Raw genomic sequence first — 17,273 nt, 5'->3', positions numbered from 1 at the left:
GACACGCCCCGGCGCCCGTTGGCACGGCGACCGTGCCGCTGCCGTGGCAGCGGCCAACAGTTCCGCGCTCCGTGATCCGTCGCGTCCAGCGCAGCCGGGCGCAGAAGCAAGGCGTGTGTGGCAGGCTTCGCTTCACGACACCAGCGCCGCCAGCTTCGCGTCCAGTTCGCCGAGACGCTTGCGGCCGTCGCGACTGAGCGACATCGCCTCGCGCCAGTCGATGAACAGGTGACGCAGCTCCTCGATGCTCGAGCAGTCCTCGACGTGCGCGATCAGGCTCGATGCCGCGATGCCGACGAACGCGCTCAGAGTGTTGACCATGAAATTCCGCGCCATCTCCAGGCGCTCGTCATCGTTCATCGGCGCAGGCAGCGGTGCCCCGGTTGGTACAGGCCTGGGCGAAGCCAGCGCGCTGACGAAGTTCTGGTCGATCACCGCCAGCCTGTTCTCGAAGCCCGCCAGTTGCTTGAGGCCTTCCGGCGAGCGGGCCATGGCTTCTCGCCAAGGCACGGCGAGCACATGCAGATCGGGCAACCGCGCCGCTGCTTCGATGCGGCTGACGAGCGGCGAGGCGCCAGTGCCGACGAAGCTGGCAAGCGTGCTGGCCATGAAATCCCGTGCCATGCTGAGGCGCTGCAGATCAATGGCTGAAAGCAGCGCTCCACTGCCGGCGCCGGGCAGGGAGCTACCCGCTGTCCGTAGCGGCGGCGATTCCGGCTTGTGCAACGGTACGATAAAGCCGTCGTCGATCAGCTGTCGGCAGGCCCCCGGCAGGGTGTCGCCGGGGAACATCGCCACAAGGGCCGCATAGTCGCGCTTGCCGTCGATCATGATGAGCACCTGACGCGTGCGCACCGGCAAGCGGTACGTACGTTTCTCGATCTCCTCGATGCCCTTCGGCGTCTTGACGCAAATCGGTATCACGGCCATGAGCCTCCACTCGCCCGGAACCCAAGACGCGTCCTCTATTGCGTCAAGCTCACCGGTAGCCATCGCGCCCGTGGTCTCGCCGAGCGCGCATCCCCCCAAGACATCTCGTCGCCCCCCGCCGGAAAATCGGCGAACCCGGCAAGGGCTCGAATCGTACGCACCGCTTCACGGCGCCAACGTCGTGTCGACGTCGAGGTCAGACACGAGGGCTGCATGAGAACCACCCCGAGTATATGTGGCGCTGACAACCCCGGTCAATCGAGGAATTGGCAACCGAAGGTGCAGGAACAGGCCTCGAATGACACCCCGACAGCCCTCTTTGACAGGTCACCGACGGTCGTTACGCCCCCTCCGCACGGGGAACCTCGACCCTCCGGGAGTGGCGGTCGGCCCGGCGAACACGGCGTGACGCGCCGCCACCACCGGCAGCGTTACCACCGCGCGTCCGACTTGGTCTATGCCCTTGCCGGTGGCCGACGCCAGGTCGCGGCCAACGCCCCAAGTCCGGCAAGCAGCACCACCAGGGCGCCTGGCTGAGGGACCGCATTGACCACTATCAGGTTGTCGAAACCGACCGTTGCGTCGGCCGGATCGAGACGCAGGACGGCGAAATTGAAGCGGGGATAGCGGTTAGAAACGCTGGGCGACGGATCGCCCTTGCCGCTGCCGAAAACGTAGAAGAAGCCCCCGTCGATGAGATCCTCCGGCGGAAAGGTGAACTCCCGCCTGTGACCGTATTCCGGCAGGGCCACGGCGCTTGCCAGGTCGTCGCCAACCAGGAGGTCGAAACGGCGGGTGCCGCCGACGCCACTGGTGTAGTCGCTGACCGACAGCGCGACAAAGTCGATCGGCTGCTCGAACTGCATCACGAAATAGGGCTTCGCTTCACCCGGAACGGCATCGGCGGTCAGGAAGTAGTGGTCGGAAACATAGTTGCGCGGGTCGCCGGCTACGCCCGCCGCATTTCCGTAGGTGCCGCGCGGATGGAAGAGACCGAACTCCGAGGCGCCGGGATCGATCTGGCCGATGCGGCCGCGCCAGTCGATTCGCGCCAAGCTGTCGCCAAAACCGAAGCGCACCCGGTTGTCGCCCAGCCTCACCCAGTCCGCGAGCACCTGAGCGTTCGCGAAGCCACTCTCGAAGTCCTGGCGAGCCGACCCGTGACCGGATAGGAAGGCAACGGCATGGGTCAACAAGCCGAACGCATCGAACTGGGCAGCCTGATCCTCATCGATTCTGGCGGGCGTCGGGTCGTAGCTGACGTCCCCCCACGCGGCGTGCGCCGAGGGAAAAAACGCCGCCACCGCGGCGAGAAACAAGACGCGGAATACACGCAACGACTGATGCATCATGGAGACATCCAGGACAGAAGAACAAGCCGAGCGATCGGGATGATCCACGCTCCACTGGCGGCGAGCAAATCCCATACCGGCGTCCAGTCTATGGCCCGCGCCGAATGTCGTCAACCTCGCCGCAGGCCAACGGCATGCGGCGTACCGGCGGTACTGCCTGATCCGCTTACGGCGCCGACCGCTGTTTCCGGCGGTCCGCACTGGCGGCGGCGACGGCGACGCGTTCTTCTCCGTGCGCCGTGGTAACGACGATCTCGCCACGTCGCGAATCGCACGCGATACCGCTGATCACTTCGCTGCGGAATACCGGCTGGGCGGCCACCCGACCATCGGGTTTCTGCACGAACACTGCCTGGCGTTCGCCGTTGGTGAACACCGCGGCCCTGCCCGGAGCGCAGCTCGCCACCAGCGAGCGGTCCGCGTCGAAGCCCACCGTGCGCTTCTGGTCGGTCAGGGCGATCGCCAGCAGCAGACCGCCGACCCCCAGCCCCAGGAGGATCAGCCCGCTGCGGGGGATTTCGTTTCGCTGCTCCATGCCAGTCTCCTTCGGGTTCGGTCAGGAGGTCATCCTGAACCCGGCATGAGCGGCGTGGGGCGAGGTCTTTTCATCGCGTTCATGTGGAGATTTCATGAACTCCGCTCAGGCCCGCGTTCTGTCATCGACTGGCCGGCGGCTCCAGTGCACGAATGGTCGTGACCGGCGCTCGCCGCTACGCCGTCGGCCAGCCGCGATGACGGGCCAATGCCGATGAACACGGAAGGGCGCACAGCGCCTGCGACGTCGAGTCGGTCGGTGATAAAGTGACCGGCCCGCCAATCGAGAATCCGACATGCCATGGCCGAGACCAGGAAACCGCGAGAGAACGTTCGACTACCCGCGCTGAGCGGCCTGCTGGCCTTCGAGGCGGTTGCCCGTCACGCCAGCTTCTCGAAGGCAGCGGACGAATTGTCCGTTACCCAGAGTGCCGTCAGCCACCGCATCGCGCAACTCGAGTCCCGGCTCGGCGTTTCCCTGCTGCTGCGCGTTGGCCATCTGGTCAGCCTCACCTCGCACGGCGGCGATCTGCTCCCGCATGTGCGCGAAGGACTGGATTGCCTGCGCCACGGCGTCGGCAAGGTCGCTGGGCGTCGCCGGACGACGGTGCGGCTCAGTCTGGCGCCAGCGATCGCCTCCAACTGGCTGATCCAGCGCCTCGGATCGTTCCAGCGAAGGCATCCCGACATCAGTCTCGACATCGTCGTCACCTCCCGAAACCTGAACATCCGGGCCGGCGAGGCCGACGTGGCGATCCGCTTCGGCCACGGCCACTGGGAGGGAGTGGATGCGGAAGAGCTGATTCCCGTACGCATCTTTCCGGTGTGCAGCCCGGCCTACCGCAAGGCGCACCCGTGGCTGAATCAGCCGAGCGACCTCGTCCGGGCCACCCTGTTGCGGCAGTCGATGATCCCGTGGCGTCCGTGGTTCGCGGCTGCCGGCATCGATCTGCCCGAACCGCAGGATGGCCCGTCATTCAGCGAAGTTTCCCTGCTGATCGACGCTGCCGAGCACTCCCAGGGGGTCGGCCTGGTGCTGAGCGCCCTCGTCGAGCAACAGGTCCTGGAGGGCACGCTCGTCCGCCTGTTTGATGTCGAGCAACGCTCCGACCGCGCCTACTACCTGGTCACAGCCACCGGCCCGGCACGGCTGGCGGAAGTCGAGACCCTGGTGGCCTGGCTGAGAAGCACCCGGGAGCGAGGCTGACTTGCGCCCGGCAGCGACAGCGCCGCGGTAAGGGCGTCGGCTCCGTCACCAGCGACCAGCGCTCAATAGGGCGTGCCATCCTTGTGCGAAAAGCGCCACCTTCCATCGACAAGCACGGCCTGAATGTCGTCGTCAGGATAGTGGGCCTGGTCGCCTGGTGTCCGGTCGCCGACTTCCAGATAGACCACGTCCTCGCCGGTTTCGTTGATCAGCCGGTGGGCATTGCCGGTACCCGCCTTGAAGCCCGTACACATCCCCGGCGCAAGCTGAACCTTACCCTCATCGGTGTGCAGCGTCGGATGTCCCTGCAGAACGTAGACGAACTCGTCCTGCCGGGTGTGCGCGTGGCGCAGCGCCGAGACCGCCTGCGGCGCCAGCCGGGTGAGATTGACACCGAAGCCGGCGAGGCCGAAGAGGTCGCCAAGCGGCCTCTTCTCGCGGCCGTCCATGCGCGCGGCGAAGGGCTCCGGATAGATAGACGCCACGGTGCGGGGCGCTGCCTCGGCCGCGAGAATGGCAAGCGGACGCGTCGTTTGGGTCATGCAGACCTCCTTGTGTTGATGCGCATCACTACCTCACCACCGGCGTCTGGCGGACATCAGCTCATGCAGCGTCCGCCTCGCCGGCTTCAGGGGCGTGCGGCTGAGCGTCCAGCCCGACTGCAGCGGCGGCGTCAGCGCCCGGAAGCGCGTCGCCAACCAGCCGAAGGCGCGATAAAGTGCCGGGCGGGTGTAGAGCGCGGCCCAGCCCGACCACACCGCATCGACCAGGCGGTTCCTGGCCGCACCCTGACCGAGCAGCGGTGGATGTCCCGGGCGGGCCTCGTGCTGCGCTTCACCGCGCAGACGGATCAGCACGTCGGGAATCGGAATCCGCACCGGGCAGACCTCGCCACAGGCACCGCAGAGACTCGAGGCAGTGGGCAGGACATGCGTTGCCGCCAGGCCGAGCATGTGCGGCGAGATGATGTCGCCGATCGGGCCGGGGTAAGTGGTGCCGTAAGCATGACCGCCGATGCGGGTATAGACCGGGCAATGGTTCATGCAGGCGCCGCAGCGGATGCACTGTAGCGTCGAACGCAGTTGCTCGTCGCCGTAAGCCTGCGTGCGCCCGTTGTCGACCAGCACCAGGTGCATCTCGCGCGGACCGTCCTTCTCGCCGGGCTTGCGCGGGCTGCTGATCATGTTGAAATAGGTGGTGATCGCCTGACCGGTCGCCGAACGCGTCAGCAGACCGAACAGCGGCGGCACATGTTCGAGTTTCTCGACGACCTTCTCGATGCCGGTAATGGCGATGTGCACGTCCGGCACCGTCGTGCACATGCGACCGTTGCCCTCGTTTTCGACCAGGCACAGGGTGCCGGTCTCGGCGACCGCAAAATTGACGCCGGACAGCCCGATCTCGGCGGTCATGAACTTCTCGCGCAGGACGGCGCGGCCGATGCCGATCAGTTCATCGACCGATTCGGTGTACGCGGCACCCGGCACTTTCGCCGCGAACAGGCGGGCGATCTCGAGCTTGGTCTTGTGGATCGCCGGCATGATGATGTGCGAGGGTTTTTCGCCGTCGAGCTGGACGATGTATTCGCCCATGTCGCTCTCTAGCGCCTCCATGCCGGCGTCGGCCATCGCATGGTTGAGTTCGATTTCTTCACTGACCATCGACTTGCCCTTGACCATCAGCTTGGTCGAATGGCGGCGGGCGATGTCGATGATGACGCGGTTGGCCTGCTCGGCGTTCTCCGCCCAATGGACGTGCACGCCATTCTCGGTCAGCTTGCGTTCGAGCAGTTCGAGTAGGTCCGGCAGGCGCGCCAGACTGTATTTGCGGATATGCTCGGCGAGCCCGCGCTGACGTTCGAGCGCTGCCGGGTCCGGAAACTGGGCCGCGCGCTTGGCGATCAGGAAGTCCATTGCCCCGCGAAAACTCCGGCGCAGGTGCTCGTCGGCAACGGCAACCGCCGCGCGCTGCTTGAATTCGCTGGCCGGAATGAAGTTGAGCGGTTGGCTGTTCATGGCGTTTCCTCCTCATCGACCAGCAGCAGGACAATCAATTCCTTGGGACCATGCGCTCCGTAGGCCAGCGTCACCTGAATGTCGGCGGTCTTCGACGGACCGGAGACGAGCAGCGCATTGGTCGGCAGAGCGTCGCTCCAGCCTTGCTCGACCATCGCCTCGAACAAAGTGTCATAGAGCTTCCCGGCATCGAGCAGAGCAAAGTGAATTGGCGGCACCAGCGACATCAGTCGCGGCTCCCTGGCGTCGGGCCAGATGATCAGCGTACCGGTCTCGGCGATGCCGCCACGCGTCGAGGTAAAGCTGGCATCGGTGTTCTCGAACAGTTCCTGCTTCCAGTCATCCACCGGCCGATCGTAGGGCTTGAGTCCGCTGATGCCGGCACCCACCAGGGCTGCCGCCTGTTCGGTGTGCTCGCCGTAGAGCAGCGAACGCACGTTCTTCGCCACGCACAGCTGGCGCAGCTTCTCCGGCCAGTCACTGGCCGTCACGCGGACGACTTCGGCGTGCCAGAAGGCCATCTTTTCGCAGAAGAGTTCGCAGCGCGCAGCGCGCGTGCTCGCTGGCAGGGCGGCGCGCGCCGCCGCATAAAAGGCTCGCACGTCGGGCGGCAAAGGTGGCATACCCTGCGGCGCGGCGCGCAGGCGTTGCAGGATGTTGTCGCGCGCGCTCATTGCTGCCCTCCTTCGCCACCCGTGCGCTGCCAAAGGAAAGTCGCCAGATGCTGGCCCTGGAAACCGTCGCCGCGCTTCTGCAGCGTGTGGTTGAGGCTGAGCATGCAGCCGCAGTCGGCAGACAGGAAGCTCACCGCACCCGTCTCCTTCAGCGCGTCGGCCTTGTCAGCCGCCATGGCCGACGAAATCGCCGGGTGCTTGAGCGAGAAGGTGCCGCCAAAGCCGCAACACTCGGATTCGTGCTCGTGCAGGCCGACGTCGACGCCGGGCAGTTGCGCCAACAAGGCTCGCGCATGCACGTGCGTCCCCATCTCGCGCCGCGCGGCGCACGAGGTGTGCAGCGCGACGCGCGTGGGTGCGCCCTGGTCACGCAGGCTCACCTTGGCCACATGCACCAGGAACTCGGACAGCTCGAAAACCCGCGCGGCGAGCGCCGTCGCCTCGGCCAGCAGGCGCGGTTCATCGGCGAAGACCTTGGGGTAGTGGTGACGCATCATGCCGGCACAGGAGCCGGACGGAACAATTACCGGCCACGGCTCGGGAAACAGGCGCAGCTGCGCCAGCGCCACGGCGCGCGTCTGCTCGGGAAAGCCGCTGCTGTGCGCCGGCTGCCCGCAGCAGGTCTGGTCGGGCGGGAAATGCACCTCGATCCCTTCGCGCTCGAGCAGGCGCACGGCGTCCATTCCCGCCTCGGGACAGAACATGTCGATCAGGCAAGTTCCGAATAGGTAAACCCGCGGTGGCTTGTCCGGGTAATCGCGATCGCCTGTCTCAGTCATGTTCGTCTCCTCCTTTTTTGGTCACAGGGAAAGTGGTAAGACCACTTTCCCATAGATTAGAGACCAGCTGCCTCTTTGTCAATCGCCTGCCCTCACTGGCGCACTCCGGAGGCCTCGGCACCGTCCCGGCCTGTCCGCCTTCAGGGCAACAGTATTTTCCAATTCAGGTATGAGCCTGAAGGAGCGACGGAGTGGGTGACGCGGTGATGTGGGCTGAGGGGTTGAAAAGGGCAGTCTAACGGATTCCGCCGGGGGGCGTTGAGATGATCCTGGCGGGTTGGTTTTGATCTTGAGTGTTAAGGGAATATTTATTCCGGTTGTACGTTTTGCTGCCCGCAGGGCTTCCGGCGGGCAGATGGCGCAGCCATTCGTCCGTCTGGGAAGCGCAGCGCGGCAGGCTTTCGGCTGGCGTCGTCGCCGGTACGTGTCAGGCTCGGCGCTTGGGTTTGACGAAGCCGGCAAAGAGTTCGCGCTTGGCGGATTGCATGGCCTGGGCGGCCGCCAGATCGGTTTGTGACCTGGCCTGAATCTGCAAGGCCTCCAAGGTGATGCCCGGCTTGAAGGTGACCCGACCCAGTGGCGCCAGCTGGGTCAAACACTCGAGTGGCGTCTTCACCTCCTGAGGCTTGTAGCGCTTGACGGTCTTGCCCTTGTGGTTGGTGATCAAGGTCGCGAACAGGCACGGGCGGTGCAGATTGAGCCAGGGATTGAAGGTATCCTGGTAGAACGCGTTGATCGGCTTGGCGTACGCCTGCGGGATATGGTCGTAGCCCATGTGCTTGCGGACCACGCTGGCATTCTTGCTCTCGGCCAGGGCGTTGTCGTTACTGTGCCGGGAGCGTGACTTGGTTTGCTCGATGCGCAGCTTCTCGAGTAGGCTCGCGACGTGGTGATTGATGTACTCGGAGCCGTTGTCGGAGTGAAAACCGACAATGACGAACGGGAACTGATCGATGATCAAAGCCAGCACCGGCAACAGAAAGGCCTCGCTGATGCCTTCTACGCATGCCTCGACCTGCCACTGGCTGACGGCATCGACGCAGGTGATGTGATAGACGCCCTTGACGCCGTCCTGATCGCCCTGATGAACGGTATCGATGCGTACAAAGCCGGCGCGTCCCTCCGGGCCGGGGGCTTTGCGAACGCCGATCGCGTTGCACACCGGGCGGGTCTTGGTGAAGCTCCTGCGCCGGGCCTGATAGCCGGCGCTCTTGCGCAGGTTGTACAGGTGCGAGACGGACAGCTTGGCCAGGCGCTCGTAACGGGGATCGTCATAGTCCCGGTAGGCCCGTTGCAGAAGGTGCGCGATGGCCGGCCCGCAGACGTCTTCATGGGCCTGGTCCATCTCCACGAGCAACGCCACGTCGACGGCGGTGTACTTGCGTGCAAAGGGCGCGGCAGGCGCACGGTAGCGCTTGACCAAGGGGACCGCCGCCAGGCGGTTACACTGCCAACGGGTCACCAGGCGGGTCACCTGAGCCCGACTGTAGCCGCTGGTGTGCTGCAGGTACCTCAGCAGCACGCCGCGCTCGCGCTTGTTGCGACCGGGGTAGTCAAAACGTGCGAGGACGCGACTGATGTGCCAATACCGCTCGCCGTTGTCGTCTGCCGCCGAGAACTCTATCGAGCCGCTGGCGGTGAGAAACTGCTCGATCTGCTCGATCGTGGTCAGCCGTGCTTCGTTCATGTTGATCACCATCCTTGCGATGATCAACCCACACCTCACTTCACCCGCAATTTCTTTCGCTCAGGCTCATTCCTGGGTGGAAACACGATCCTCGTTCAGGCTCATACCACGTTGGACAAGGCTGCAACTGGTAAGACCACTGGATTCCTGCAATAATCTACATGATCGATAGCCACCACGCCTGACCGCATGACCTATGCCAAACTCAACCTGCCGCGAATCCCTGACGCCATCGCGCATCAGCTGGAGACACGCATCATCGAGGGGTCGCTGAAACCGGGCGACCGCCTGCCGGCGGAACGCGAACTGGCCATCGAGCTGGGAGTTTCGCGACCGTCTCTGCGGGAAGCGATCAAGCAGCTCGTCTCCCGCGAACTCCTGGTCAGTCGCCATGGCGGAGGAACCTACGTCACCGACAGGCTCGCCGCGACCTTCAGCGACCCGTGGCAACGATTGCTGGATCAACACCCGTCGCTGCAGGACGACGTGCTCGAGTTCCGTTACCTGCTCGAAGCGTCGGCAGCCGAGCTGGCTGCGCAGCGGGCAACGACAGGCGACCTGCTACGGATCGAGGAGGCGTTCACCCGCCTGGATGCGGCCTACCTGAGCACTGACCGGGGTGCCCAGGTGGCTGCCGACGTCGCGTTTCACCTGACTGTCGCCGAATCGGCGCACAACGTCCTCTTTGGTCATCTGGTATCCAGCGTTCTGCGCCTGCTCCACGAACAGGTGAGGCGGAACCTCAGCGAGATGGCAGTCAGCCCGGAAACGGCCCGACAACTGATGGCGCAGCACCTGGCGATCCGTAACGCGATTCGCGACCGCCAGCCTGAACAGGCGCGACTCGCGGCGCAAACCCACATCAGTTTCGTCCGCCAACGCCTCAGTGAAGCCGCGCGCTCGGAGAAACGGCAGCAGCGATCGCTCCGGCGCAGTGGCTGAGTCGCGGTCGCGCACAAAAACCCGGCCAGAGCCGCCACTCGCGGGAGTGCCTATGCCTTCTCCCGCATCAGGCGCGCCTTCTCGCGAACCCAGTCGCGCTCCTTCTCCGATTCGCGCTTGTCGAACTGCTTCTTGCCCTTGGCCAGGCCGATTTCGAGCTTGATGCGGCCGCGCTGGAAGTGCAGATCCAGCGGCACCAGCGTGTAACCGGCGCGCTCGACCTGACCGATCAGCTTGCCAATCTGTCTGCTGTGCAGCAACAGCTTGCGGGTACGCACGGGGTCGGGCTTGACATGCGTCGATGCCGCCAGAAGCGGCGTGATGTGCATGCCGAAGAGGAAGACCTCGCCGCTACGGATGACGACATACGCTTCCTTGATGCTCGCCCGGCCGCCACGAATCGCCTTGACCTCCCAGCCTTCCAGCACGATGCCGGCCTCGATCTTCTCTTCGATGAAAAAGTCATGAAAAGCCTTCTTGTTGGCGACGATGCTCATGGTGCCGATTCTCGGGAGATGGGGGTTCGGGATAGCGTTGCGGAGTGCTAGAATTGCCGATTCTACAGGATTCAAGGGGTGCGGCAGGGGATGGCCATGGTCAAGAAGTCGGTGCTGATCGAGCGTTCGTCACAGCAGATGTTCGATCTGGTCGACCGTGTCGAGGACTATCCGCAGTTCCTGCCGTGGTGCAGTCAGACACACTGCGAGTTTCGCGACGAGCGCAGGACCGTCGCCACCCTGCACATCAACTACCGCAGTGTGAAGTCGCACTTCACGACCGAGAACGACAAGGAATCGCCCGTCTCGATGCGCATCACGCTGGTCGATGGCCCGTTTCGCCGCCTCGACGGCCTGTGGCGTTTCAAGCCGCTGACCGAGCAGGCATGCAAGATCGAATTCCAGCTTTCCTACGAGTTTTCCAGCCGCATGTTCGAAAAAGTGATCGGTCCGGTTTTCAGCCAGATCGCCAACACCTTCGTCGATGCTTTCGTCAAGCGGGCAAACGACATCCACGGGGTACCGCATGCCTGAGCTGATCACGGTCGAGGTCGTTTACGCGCTGCCGACGAAACAGCCGATCATCAGCCTGAAACTGCCGTCGGGCGGCACCGTCCGGCAGGCGATAGAAGCCTCGGGCCTGTTGGAGAAGCATCCCGAAATCGATCTGGCCAAGAACAAGATCGGCATTTTCGCCAAGCTCAGCAAACTCGACGCGCCGCTACGCGATCATGACCGCGTGGAAATCTACCGCCCCCTGATTGCCGATCCCAAGGAGGTTCGCAAGCAGCGTGCCGCCGCGGGCAAGGTCATGAAAAAGGGTGCCAGCGACAGCGACGGCGAATAGCTCACTTGCAGTTCGCCTCCACGGACTTGCGCGCGCGGGCGATCTCCTGTTCACGCTGCGCGTCGTCGATGATGTAGCGTTCGCCCTTCTTGTCACGCATCGACACGCGCTCGCCCGACTCGAGAACCTGCAGCGAACTGCGCGCGCTTTCGCAGTGTGTGTTTCGTTCTGCCGCGGCGCGCTGTTCCTTCTCGCCCTTCTCGGCAGCGTCCTGGGATTCCTTCTGACGCTTGCGAAACTCCATTTCGCGATCGGCCGCCTGCTTTGCGGGTTCGCCGCTCGCCACCGGGGCCTCGGCCTCGATCTTCTTCTGCTCGCGGACCTTGCCGACAGGCGGGCGGTCAGAAATCACGGTCTTGTTGTTCTCATCCTGCCACTTGTAGATCTGGGCATGCGCCGCGACGGCGGCAAACAGCGCGGCGGTGGCGAAGGCAAAGTGTCTCATGGTCATTCAGCCGTAACGGAGCACACTGTATAATACGTTTTTGTGACCTCGGATCAAAGGCCATGCGTGTTATCCAAAGGGCGCTGACGTTCGACGACGTCCTCCTTCTCCCAGCCCACTCCACCCTGATGCCGCGCGATGTCACGCTCAAGACACGGCTGACGCGCAACATCAGCCTCAATCTGCCGCTGGTGTCGGCCGCCATGGACACGGTTACCGAGAGTCGGCTGGCCATCGCCCTCGCCCAGGAGGGAGGCATCGGGATCGTGCACAAGAACCTGAGCCCGAAGGCACAGGCGGCCGAGGCGGCCAAGGTCAAACGCTTCGAGTCCGGCATCCTGAAAGATCCGATCACCGTTTCACCCAGCATGTCGGTGCGCGACGTCCTCGCGCTGACCCGCCTGCACAGGATTTCGGGGGTACCCGTGCTCGACGGTCGAGTCGTCGTCGGCATCGTCACCAATCGCGACCTGCGCTTCGAGACGCGCCTCGACCAACCCGTCAGCAACATCATGACGCCTCGTGAGCGCCTGGTGACGGTGCAGGAAGGGGCCACCGTCGAGGAAGGCAAGGCGCTGATCCACAAGCACCGCCTCGAGCGTGTCCTGGTGGTCAACGACGCCTTCGAACTGCGCGGCCTGATCACCGTCAAGGACATCATCAAGACCACCGAGCACCCGGACGCCAGCAAGGACGCCGCCGGCCGCCTGCGGGTCGGAGCTGCCCTCGGTGTCGGTCCGGGAACCGAGGAACGCGCCGAGCTGCTTGCCGAAGCCGGTGTCGATGTGCTGGTCGTGGACACGGCGCACGGACACTCGCAGGGCGTCCTCGACCGCGTCCGTTGGGTCAAGAGGAACTTCCCGCTGGTCGAGGTGATCGGCGGCAACATCGCCACCGCCGACGCGGCACGGGCGATGCTCGATCACGGCGCCGACGGCGTCAAGGTCGGCATCGGACCAGGCTCGATCTGTACCACACGCATCGTTGCCGGCGTCGGCGTACCCCAGATCACGGCCATCCAGATGGTTTTCGACGCGCTCCAGGGCAGCGGCGTGCCGTTGATCGCCGACGGCGGCATCCGTTATTCCGGCGACATCTCAAAGGCGATCGCGGCCGGCGGCGACGCCGTCATGCTTGGCGGTCTTTTCGCCGGCACCGAGGAAGCGCCTGGCGAAGTGGAACTGTACCAGGGGCGTTCCTACAAGTCGTACCGCGGCATGGGCTCGATCGGCGCCATGGCGGCCGGCGCCGCCGACCGCTATTTCCAGGATACGGCCACCCTCGACAAGCTGGTGCCGGAAGGCATTGAAGGGCGTGTTCCCTACAAGGGCTCGGTACTCGCGGTCATTCATCAACTGATGGGCGGTCTGCGCTCGTCGATGGGTTACCTCGGCTGCCGGACGATAGCCGAAATGCATGACAAGGCGAGCTTTGTCGAGATCACCTCGGCCGGTGTCCGGGAGTCGCACGTCCACGACGTGCAGATCACGAAGGAAGCGCCCAATTACCACGTCGAATGAGCAGCGATCGACGCTTGACAGTCAGCGGGCGGCGGCAGGCCGCCCGCGCCATTTGAGAGGCCGCCATGTCCCATCAGAAGATCCTGATTCTCGACTTTGGCTCGCAGGTCGCGCAGTTGATCGCTCGTCGTGTGCGCGAGCAGCAGGTGTATTGCGAGTTGCATCCCTACGACGTCGCGGACGCCTTCATTCGCGACTTCAACCCTCAGGGCATCATTCTTTCCGGCGGCCCGAATTCGGTCTACGAAGTCGAGGATTTCAAGGCGCCGCCAGTGGTGTTCGAACTGGGGGTGCCGGTCCTGGGTATCTGCTACGGCATGCAGACGATGGCCGCGCAACTGGGAGGACGCGTGCAGAGCTCGACCAGGCGCGAGTTCGGCTACGCGGAGATGCGCGCGCGCGGCCATTCCGTACTCTTCGCAGGGATCGAGGATCGCCGCAACGAGGAGGGCCACGGGCTGCTCGACGTCTGGATGAGCCATGGCGACAAGGTGACCGAACTGCCGCCCGGGTTCACCCTAATCGGCAGCAACGAAGCGACGCCGATTGCGGCCATGGCTGACGAGACGCGCCGATTCTACGCCGTGCAGTTTCATCCCGAGGTGACGCACACGCTCAAGGGCAAGGAAATCATCGGCCGCTTCGTACGCGACATCTGCGGCTGCGGACGCGACTGGAACATGCCCGACTACGTTGGCGAGGCGGTGGCCAGGATCCGTTCGCAGGTCGGCCATGACGAGGTGATCCTCGGCCTTTCCGGCGGCGTCGACTCCTCGGTCGCCGCAGCGCTGATCCATCGCGCGATTGGTGACCAGTTGACCTGCGTGTTCGTTGATAACGGGCTCTTGCGCCTCAACGAAGCCGAGCAGGTGATGCAGACCTTCGCCCGCAATCTCGGCGTCAAGGTCATTCACGTCGATGCCGCTGCCCGCTTCCTCGGCCACCTCCAGGGCGTCTCCGACCCGGAACAGAAACGCAAGATCATCGGCCGCGAGTTCGTCGAGGTTTTCCAGGCCGAAGCGAGCCGGCTCGACAACGCCAGGTGGCTGGCGCAAGGGACCATTTACCCTGACGTGATCGAATCGGCCGGCGCCAAGACCAAGAAGGCACATACGATCAAGAGCCATCACAATGTCGGCGGCCTTCCCGAGACGCTCAATCTCGATCTCCTCGAGCCGCTGCGCGAGCTGTTCAAGGACGAGGTACGCGAACTCGGCGTCGCGCTCGGCCTGCCGCACGACATGGTCTATCGCCATCCGTTTCCCGGCCCCGGCCTCGGGGTGCGCATCCTCGGCGAAGTCCGGCCCGAGTTTGCCGACCTGCTGCGCCGCGCCGACGCCATATTCATCGACGAGCTGCGCGCCGCGGGCTGGTACGAGAAGACCAGCCAGGCCTTCGCCGTCTTCCTGCCAGTGAAGTCGGTGGGGGTCATGGGCGACGGGCGCACCTACGAGTACGTCGTCGCCTTGCGTGCCGTCGAAACCCAGGACTTCATGACCGCTCACTGGGCAGAGCTGCCGCACAGCCTCCTCGCCAGGGTATCGAACCGCATCATCAACGAAGTTCGCGGTATCAACCGGGTCGTCTACGACATCTCGAGCAAGCCGCCGGCGACGATCGAGTGGGAATAGTTCAGCGTACCTCGCCGACTTTCGGCAACTATCCAGAACAGTGCGCTCATTGCTGACGCCTTCGTAGGGCGCTGTTGGCTCGGCGGCACTCTCATACATGGCGGGAGAAGCGTTCAGGCTGGAGGAGTAGCTGCGATGAGCGAGTGGCGAATGAGCTTTGGCCTGGATGCCGTAGGCGCCCTTCACCTACGGCAACGGCGAAAAACACGAACAACCGACCGCGCTGGCCAACGGATGAAGCGCAACCGCGTGGCTGAACGCCACGACACCCGGCTTGGCGCAGTCTGGCGCCCGGCGGCAGCGGCCACCTCCCGAAGCAGCCGCAGCGTCCCCGGCAGGCCGCGGGAAGCATGAGGCGCTCGCCGCTGCCGTCGCCGCGTGAACGAGCCGCCACCGTGATTCTCGTGCATGGCCTGTGGACTCCGGCGACCGTCTTTGCGCTGCATGACCACTGGTTGCGACGCGACGGCTACCGCGTCCTGCGTTTCGGCTACGCCAGCGTCAGGGCGACGCTGACGGAGAACGCTCAGCAATTGAGCCGCTTCATCGCGACAACGGACGCCGCCGAGATCCATCTGGTCGGCCACAGCCTCGGTGGTCTCATCATCCTCGATGTGCTCAGGCAAACCCCGGATGCACGCCTGCGCCGGGCGCTGCTGCTCGGCACGCCCTGCCTCGGCAGCGACTGTGCGCGCAGGCTGGCGGCGTTGCCGGGAATGCCGGTGCTGCTAGGGCGCTCGATAATGCAGTGGTTGTCGCGTAGCGCCGGCGCCCCCTGCTCGCCCCCACCCAACATCGAAGTCGGCGTGCTCGCCGGCACGCGCAGCCTGGGGCTCGGCCGGGTGCTACGGGGCCTGCCGCGGCCCAACGACGGGGTCGTGACGTTGGCGGAGACGCAACTTCCCGGCGCTGCCGACTTCCTGGCGCTGCCGGTCGCACACTCGCAGATGCTGGCTTCGCGCCGTTGTGCCGCGCAGATCGCATCTTTCCTGCACACCGGTCGTTTCCAGCATGCGCAGCCGGCCTGAGCATCACCCTGCGCCTCTTCTCCCAGCAGCGCTGCTGGCAGTGCTGCTGGTGGCCGGCTGCAGCCACATTGCCTACTACGCCCAGGCGATCAGCGGACACCTCGATGTCATGCGCGCCAGCCGCCCGATTGCCGAGGTAATCGTTGACCCTGCCAGCGATCCGACCCTCCGGGAGCAGCTCGAGCAGGTGCGGGCCATCCGCGATTTCGCCAGCCGCGAACTGGCCCTGCCCGAGAATCACAGCTACCGCACGTACGCCGACCTCGAACGTCCGTACGTGGTGTGGAATGTCTTCGCCGCCCCCGAGTTCTCGCTCGACCCGCTGCGCTGGTGCCTGCTGATGGTGGGCTGCGTCAGCTACCGTGGTTACTACGACAGGCTGGACGCCGAACGCTTCGCCGCCGAGCTGCGCCAGCAGGGTTACGAAACGTTCATCGGTGGAGTTCCCGCCTATTCGACCCTTGGGCACTTTGCCGATCCGGTCCTCAACACCTTCCTCCGCCTGGGCACGCTCGAAGTCGCGCGCACCGTCTTCCACGAGTTGGCGCACCAACTCGTCTTTGTACCGGGCGATACGCAGTTCAACGAATCCTTTGCCACGGCCGTGGAGAACGAAGGCATGCGACGCTGGATGATGGTCCGTGCCAGTGCCGAACAACGTTCCGTCTTCGCGACACAGCGCGCCCGTCAGGCAGCCCTGGCGGGATTGATGCACGCTTTCCGCAAGGAGTTCGCCGCGCTCTATGCCAGCGACCGCACCGCCGACCAGCAGCGCGTCGCCAAGCTCCTCCTGTTTTCCGCGCTGCGGGGCGACTACGCCAACCTCAAGGCAAGTTGGGGCGGCTACACCGGCTACGACACGGTTTTCGACGACCAGCTGAACAACGCCAGGCTCGTGGCGCTGGCTCTCTACAGCGAACTGGTGCCCGCCTTCGAGGCCTTGCTCGCCGAATGCCGGCAGGATCTGCCACTGTTCTACCAGCGCGTCGCGACCTTGGCCGCACTCGACGCGGATTCCCGGCGGGCCGCCCTGACCCGCCTCCTCGTCACCGCCAGTGACAGCGTGGAGGAATCCGCCGACATCGCCGCCGCTACGGCGAGCGAGTAGCTGACTCGCCGCAGCCGGCGGCAGCGGCACCCGGCGAAACGCCGCCAGGCGGCGAGCAGCGATCGCGGCATCGCCGA

Annotated in this window: 18 protein-coding genes; 8 read left to right on the top strand and 10 right to left on the bottom strand. The window is 64.8% G+C overall.

Annotated elements, in window-relative coordinates; genetic code table 11:
* Positions 1–132: 132 nt before the first annotated feature.
* From CAP2UW1_RS23675 to CAP2UW1_RS09675, 3 genes are all read right to left on the bottom strand, one after another.
* Entirely contained in the window at positions 133–930 is a 798-nt protein-coding gene (locus CAP2UW1_RS23675) for a hypothetical protein (protein ID WP_049778555.1), read from the bottom strand.
* A gap of 455 nt (positions 931–1,385) precedes the next feature.
* Positions 1,386–2,282, bottom strand: coding sequence for a PEP-CTERM sorting domain-containing protein (locus CAP2UW1_RS09680; RefSeq protein ID WP_015766440.1), 897 nt, complete (start codon positions 2,280–2,282; stop codon positions 1,386–1,388).
* 166 nt (positions 2,283–2,448) lie between these two features.
* Entirely contained in the window at positions 2,449–2,817 is a 369-nt protein-coding gene (locus CAP2UW1_RS09675) for a hypothetical protein (RefSeq protein ID WP_015766439.1), read from the bottom strand.
* Between the two features lie 300 nt (positions 2,818–3,117).
* On the opposite strand from CAP2UW1_RS09675, the gene CAP2UW1_RS09670 reads away from it, so the two are divergent.
* Positions 3,118–4,023: a LysR substrate-binding domain-containing protein gene (locus CAP2UW1_RS09670; protein WP_015766438.1), complete on the top strand. Its 906-nt coding sequence runs from the start codon at positions 3,118–3,120 to the stop codon at positions 4,021–4,023.
* 62 nt (positions 4,024–4,085) lie between these two features.
* Here CAP2UW1_RS09670 and CAP2UW1_RS09665 read toward each other — a convergent pair whose 3' ends face one another.
* From CAP2UW1_RS09665 to CAP2UW1_RS09645, 5 genes are all read right to left on the bottom strand, one after another.
* Positions 4,086–4,565, bottom strand: a complete 480-nt coding sequence (locus tag CAP2UW1_RS09665) for a cupin domain-containing protein (RefSeq protein WP_015766437.1) — start codon at positions 4,563–4,565, stop codon at positions 4,086–4,088.
* A gap of 33 nt (positions 4,566–4,598) precedes the next feature.
* Positions 4,599–6,038: a LutB/LldF family L-lactate oxidation iron-sulfur protein gene (locus CAP2UW1_RS09660; RefSeq protein ID WP_015766436.1), complete on the bottom strand. Its 1,440-nt coding sequence runs from the start codon at positions 6,036–6,038 to the stop codon at positions 4,599–4,601.
* Positions 6,035–6,712, bottom strand: a complete 678-nt coding sequence (locus CAP2UW1_RS09655; protein ID WP_015766435.1) for a LutC/YkgG family protein — start codon at positions 6,710–6,712, stop codon at positions 6,035–6,037. The genes CAP2UW1_RS09660 and CAP2UW1_RS09655 overlap by 4 nt, the downstream gene beginning before the upstream one ends.
* Complete coding sequence (locus tag CAP2UW1_RS09650; protein WP_015766434.1) at positions 6,709–7,491, bottom strand: (Fe-S)-binding protein; 783 nt, start codon at positions 7,489–7,491, stop codon at positions 6,709–6,711. The genes CAP2UW1_RS09655 and CAP2UW1_RS09650 overlap by 4 nt, the downstream gene beginning before the upstream one ends.
* Before the next feature lie 427 nt (positions 7,492–7,918).
* A complete protein-coding gene (locus CAP2UW1_RS09645; protein ID WP_049778658.1) occupies positions 7,919–9,178 on the bottom strand; it encodes a DDE-type integrase/transposase/recombinase in 1,260 nt (419 codons plus the stop codon).
* A 189-nt stretch (positions 9,179–9,367) separates the two neighbouring features.
* On the opposite strand from CAP2UW1_RS09645, the gene CAP2UW1_RS09640 reads away from it, so the two are divergent.
* Positions 9,368–10,120 carry an FCD domain-containing protein gene (locus CAP2UW1_RS09640; RefSeq protein ID WP_015766432.1) on the top strand — a complete coding sequence of 251 codons (753 nt, stop codon included), beginning with the start codon at positions 9,368–9,370 and terminating at the stop codon, positions 10,118–10,120.
* 50 nt (positions 10,121–10,170) lie between these two features.
* Here CAP2UW1_RS09640 and smpB read toward each other — a convergent pair whose 3' ends face one another.
* Entirely contained in the window at positions 10,171–10,617 is a 447-nt protein-coding gene (smpB, locus tag CAP2UW1_RS09635; RefSeq protein WP_015766431.1) for an SsrA-binding protein SmpB, read from the bottom strand.
* A 90-nt stretch (positions 10,618–10,707) separates the two neighbouring features.
* On the opposite strand from smpB, the gene CAP2UW1_RS09630 reads away from it, so the two are divergent.
* Positions 10,708–11,151 (top strand): type II toxin-antitoxin system RatA family toxin, encoded by a 444-nt coding sequence (locus CAP2UW1_RS09630; protein ID WP_041567799.1) that lies wholly within the window; start codon positions 10,708–10,710, stop codon positions 11,149–11,151.
* Positions 11,144–11,464 (top strand): RnfH family protein, encoded by a 321-nt coding sequence (locus tag CAP2UW1_RS09625; protein WP_015766429.1) that lies wholly within the window; start codon positions 11,144–11,146, stop codon positions 11,462–11,464. The genes CAP2UW1_RS09630 and CAP2UW1_RS09625 overlap by 8 nt, the downstream gene beginning before the upstream one ends.
* A 1-nt stretch (position 11,465) precedes the next feature.
* Here the strand turns inward: CAP2UW1_RS09625 and CAP2UW1_RS09620 are convergent, their stop codons facing one another.
* Positions 11,466–11,909 carry a DUF4124 domain-containing protein gene (locus tag CAP2UW1_RS09620; RefSeq protein WP_041567798.1) on the bottom strand — a complete coding sequence of 148 codons (444 nt, stop codon included), beginning with the start codon at positions 11,907–11,909 and terminating at the stop codon, positions 11,466–11,468.
* A 62-nt stretch (positions 11,910–11,971) separates the two neighbouring features.
* On the opposite strand from CAP2UW1_RS09620, the gene guaB reads away from it, so the two are divergent.
* The 4 genes from guaB (at position 11,972) to CAP2UW1_RS09600 (ending at position 17,196) form a co-directional block, all read left to right on the top strand.
* Positions 11,972–13,429, top strand: a complete 1,458-nt coding sequence (guaB, locus tag CAP2UW1_RS09615; RefSeq protein ID WP_015766427.1) for an IMP dehydrogenase — start codon at positions 11,972–11,974, stop codon at positions 13,427–13,429.
* A 65-nt stretch (positions 13,430–13,494) separates the two neighbouring features.
* Positions 13,495–15,060: a glutamine-hydrolyzing GMP synthase gene (guaA, locus tag CAP2UW1_RS09610; RefSeq protein WP_015766426.1), complete on the top strand. Its 1,566-nt coding sequence runs from the start codon at positions 13,495–13,497 to the stop codon at positions 15,058–15,060.
* Between the two features lie 350 nt (positions 15,061–15,410).
* Complete coding sequence (locus CAP2UW1_RS09605; protein WP_015766425.1) at positions 15,411–16,088, top strand: esterase/lipase family protein; 678 nt, start codon at positions 15,411–15,413, stop codon at positions 16,086–16,088.
* Positions 16,072–17,196, top strand: a complete 1,125-nt coding sequence (locus CAP2UW1_RS09600; RefSeq protein ID WP_041567797.1) for an aminopeptidase — start codon at positions 16,072–16,074, stop codon at positions 17,194–17,196. The genes CAP2UW1_RS09605 and CAP2UW1_RS09600 overlap by 17 nt, the downstream gene beginning before the upstream one ends.
* The last annotated feature ends 77 nt before the right edge of the window (positions 17,197–17,273 follow it).

This window comes from Candidatus Accumulibacter phosphatis, assembly GCF_000024165.1.
GTDB classification, from domain to species: Bacteria; Pseudomonadota; Gammaproteobacteria; order Burkholderiales; family Rhodocyclaceae; genus Accumulibacter; species Accumulibacter phosphatis.
This window is presented reverse-complemented; position numbering and strand designations above follow the sequence as displayed.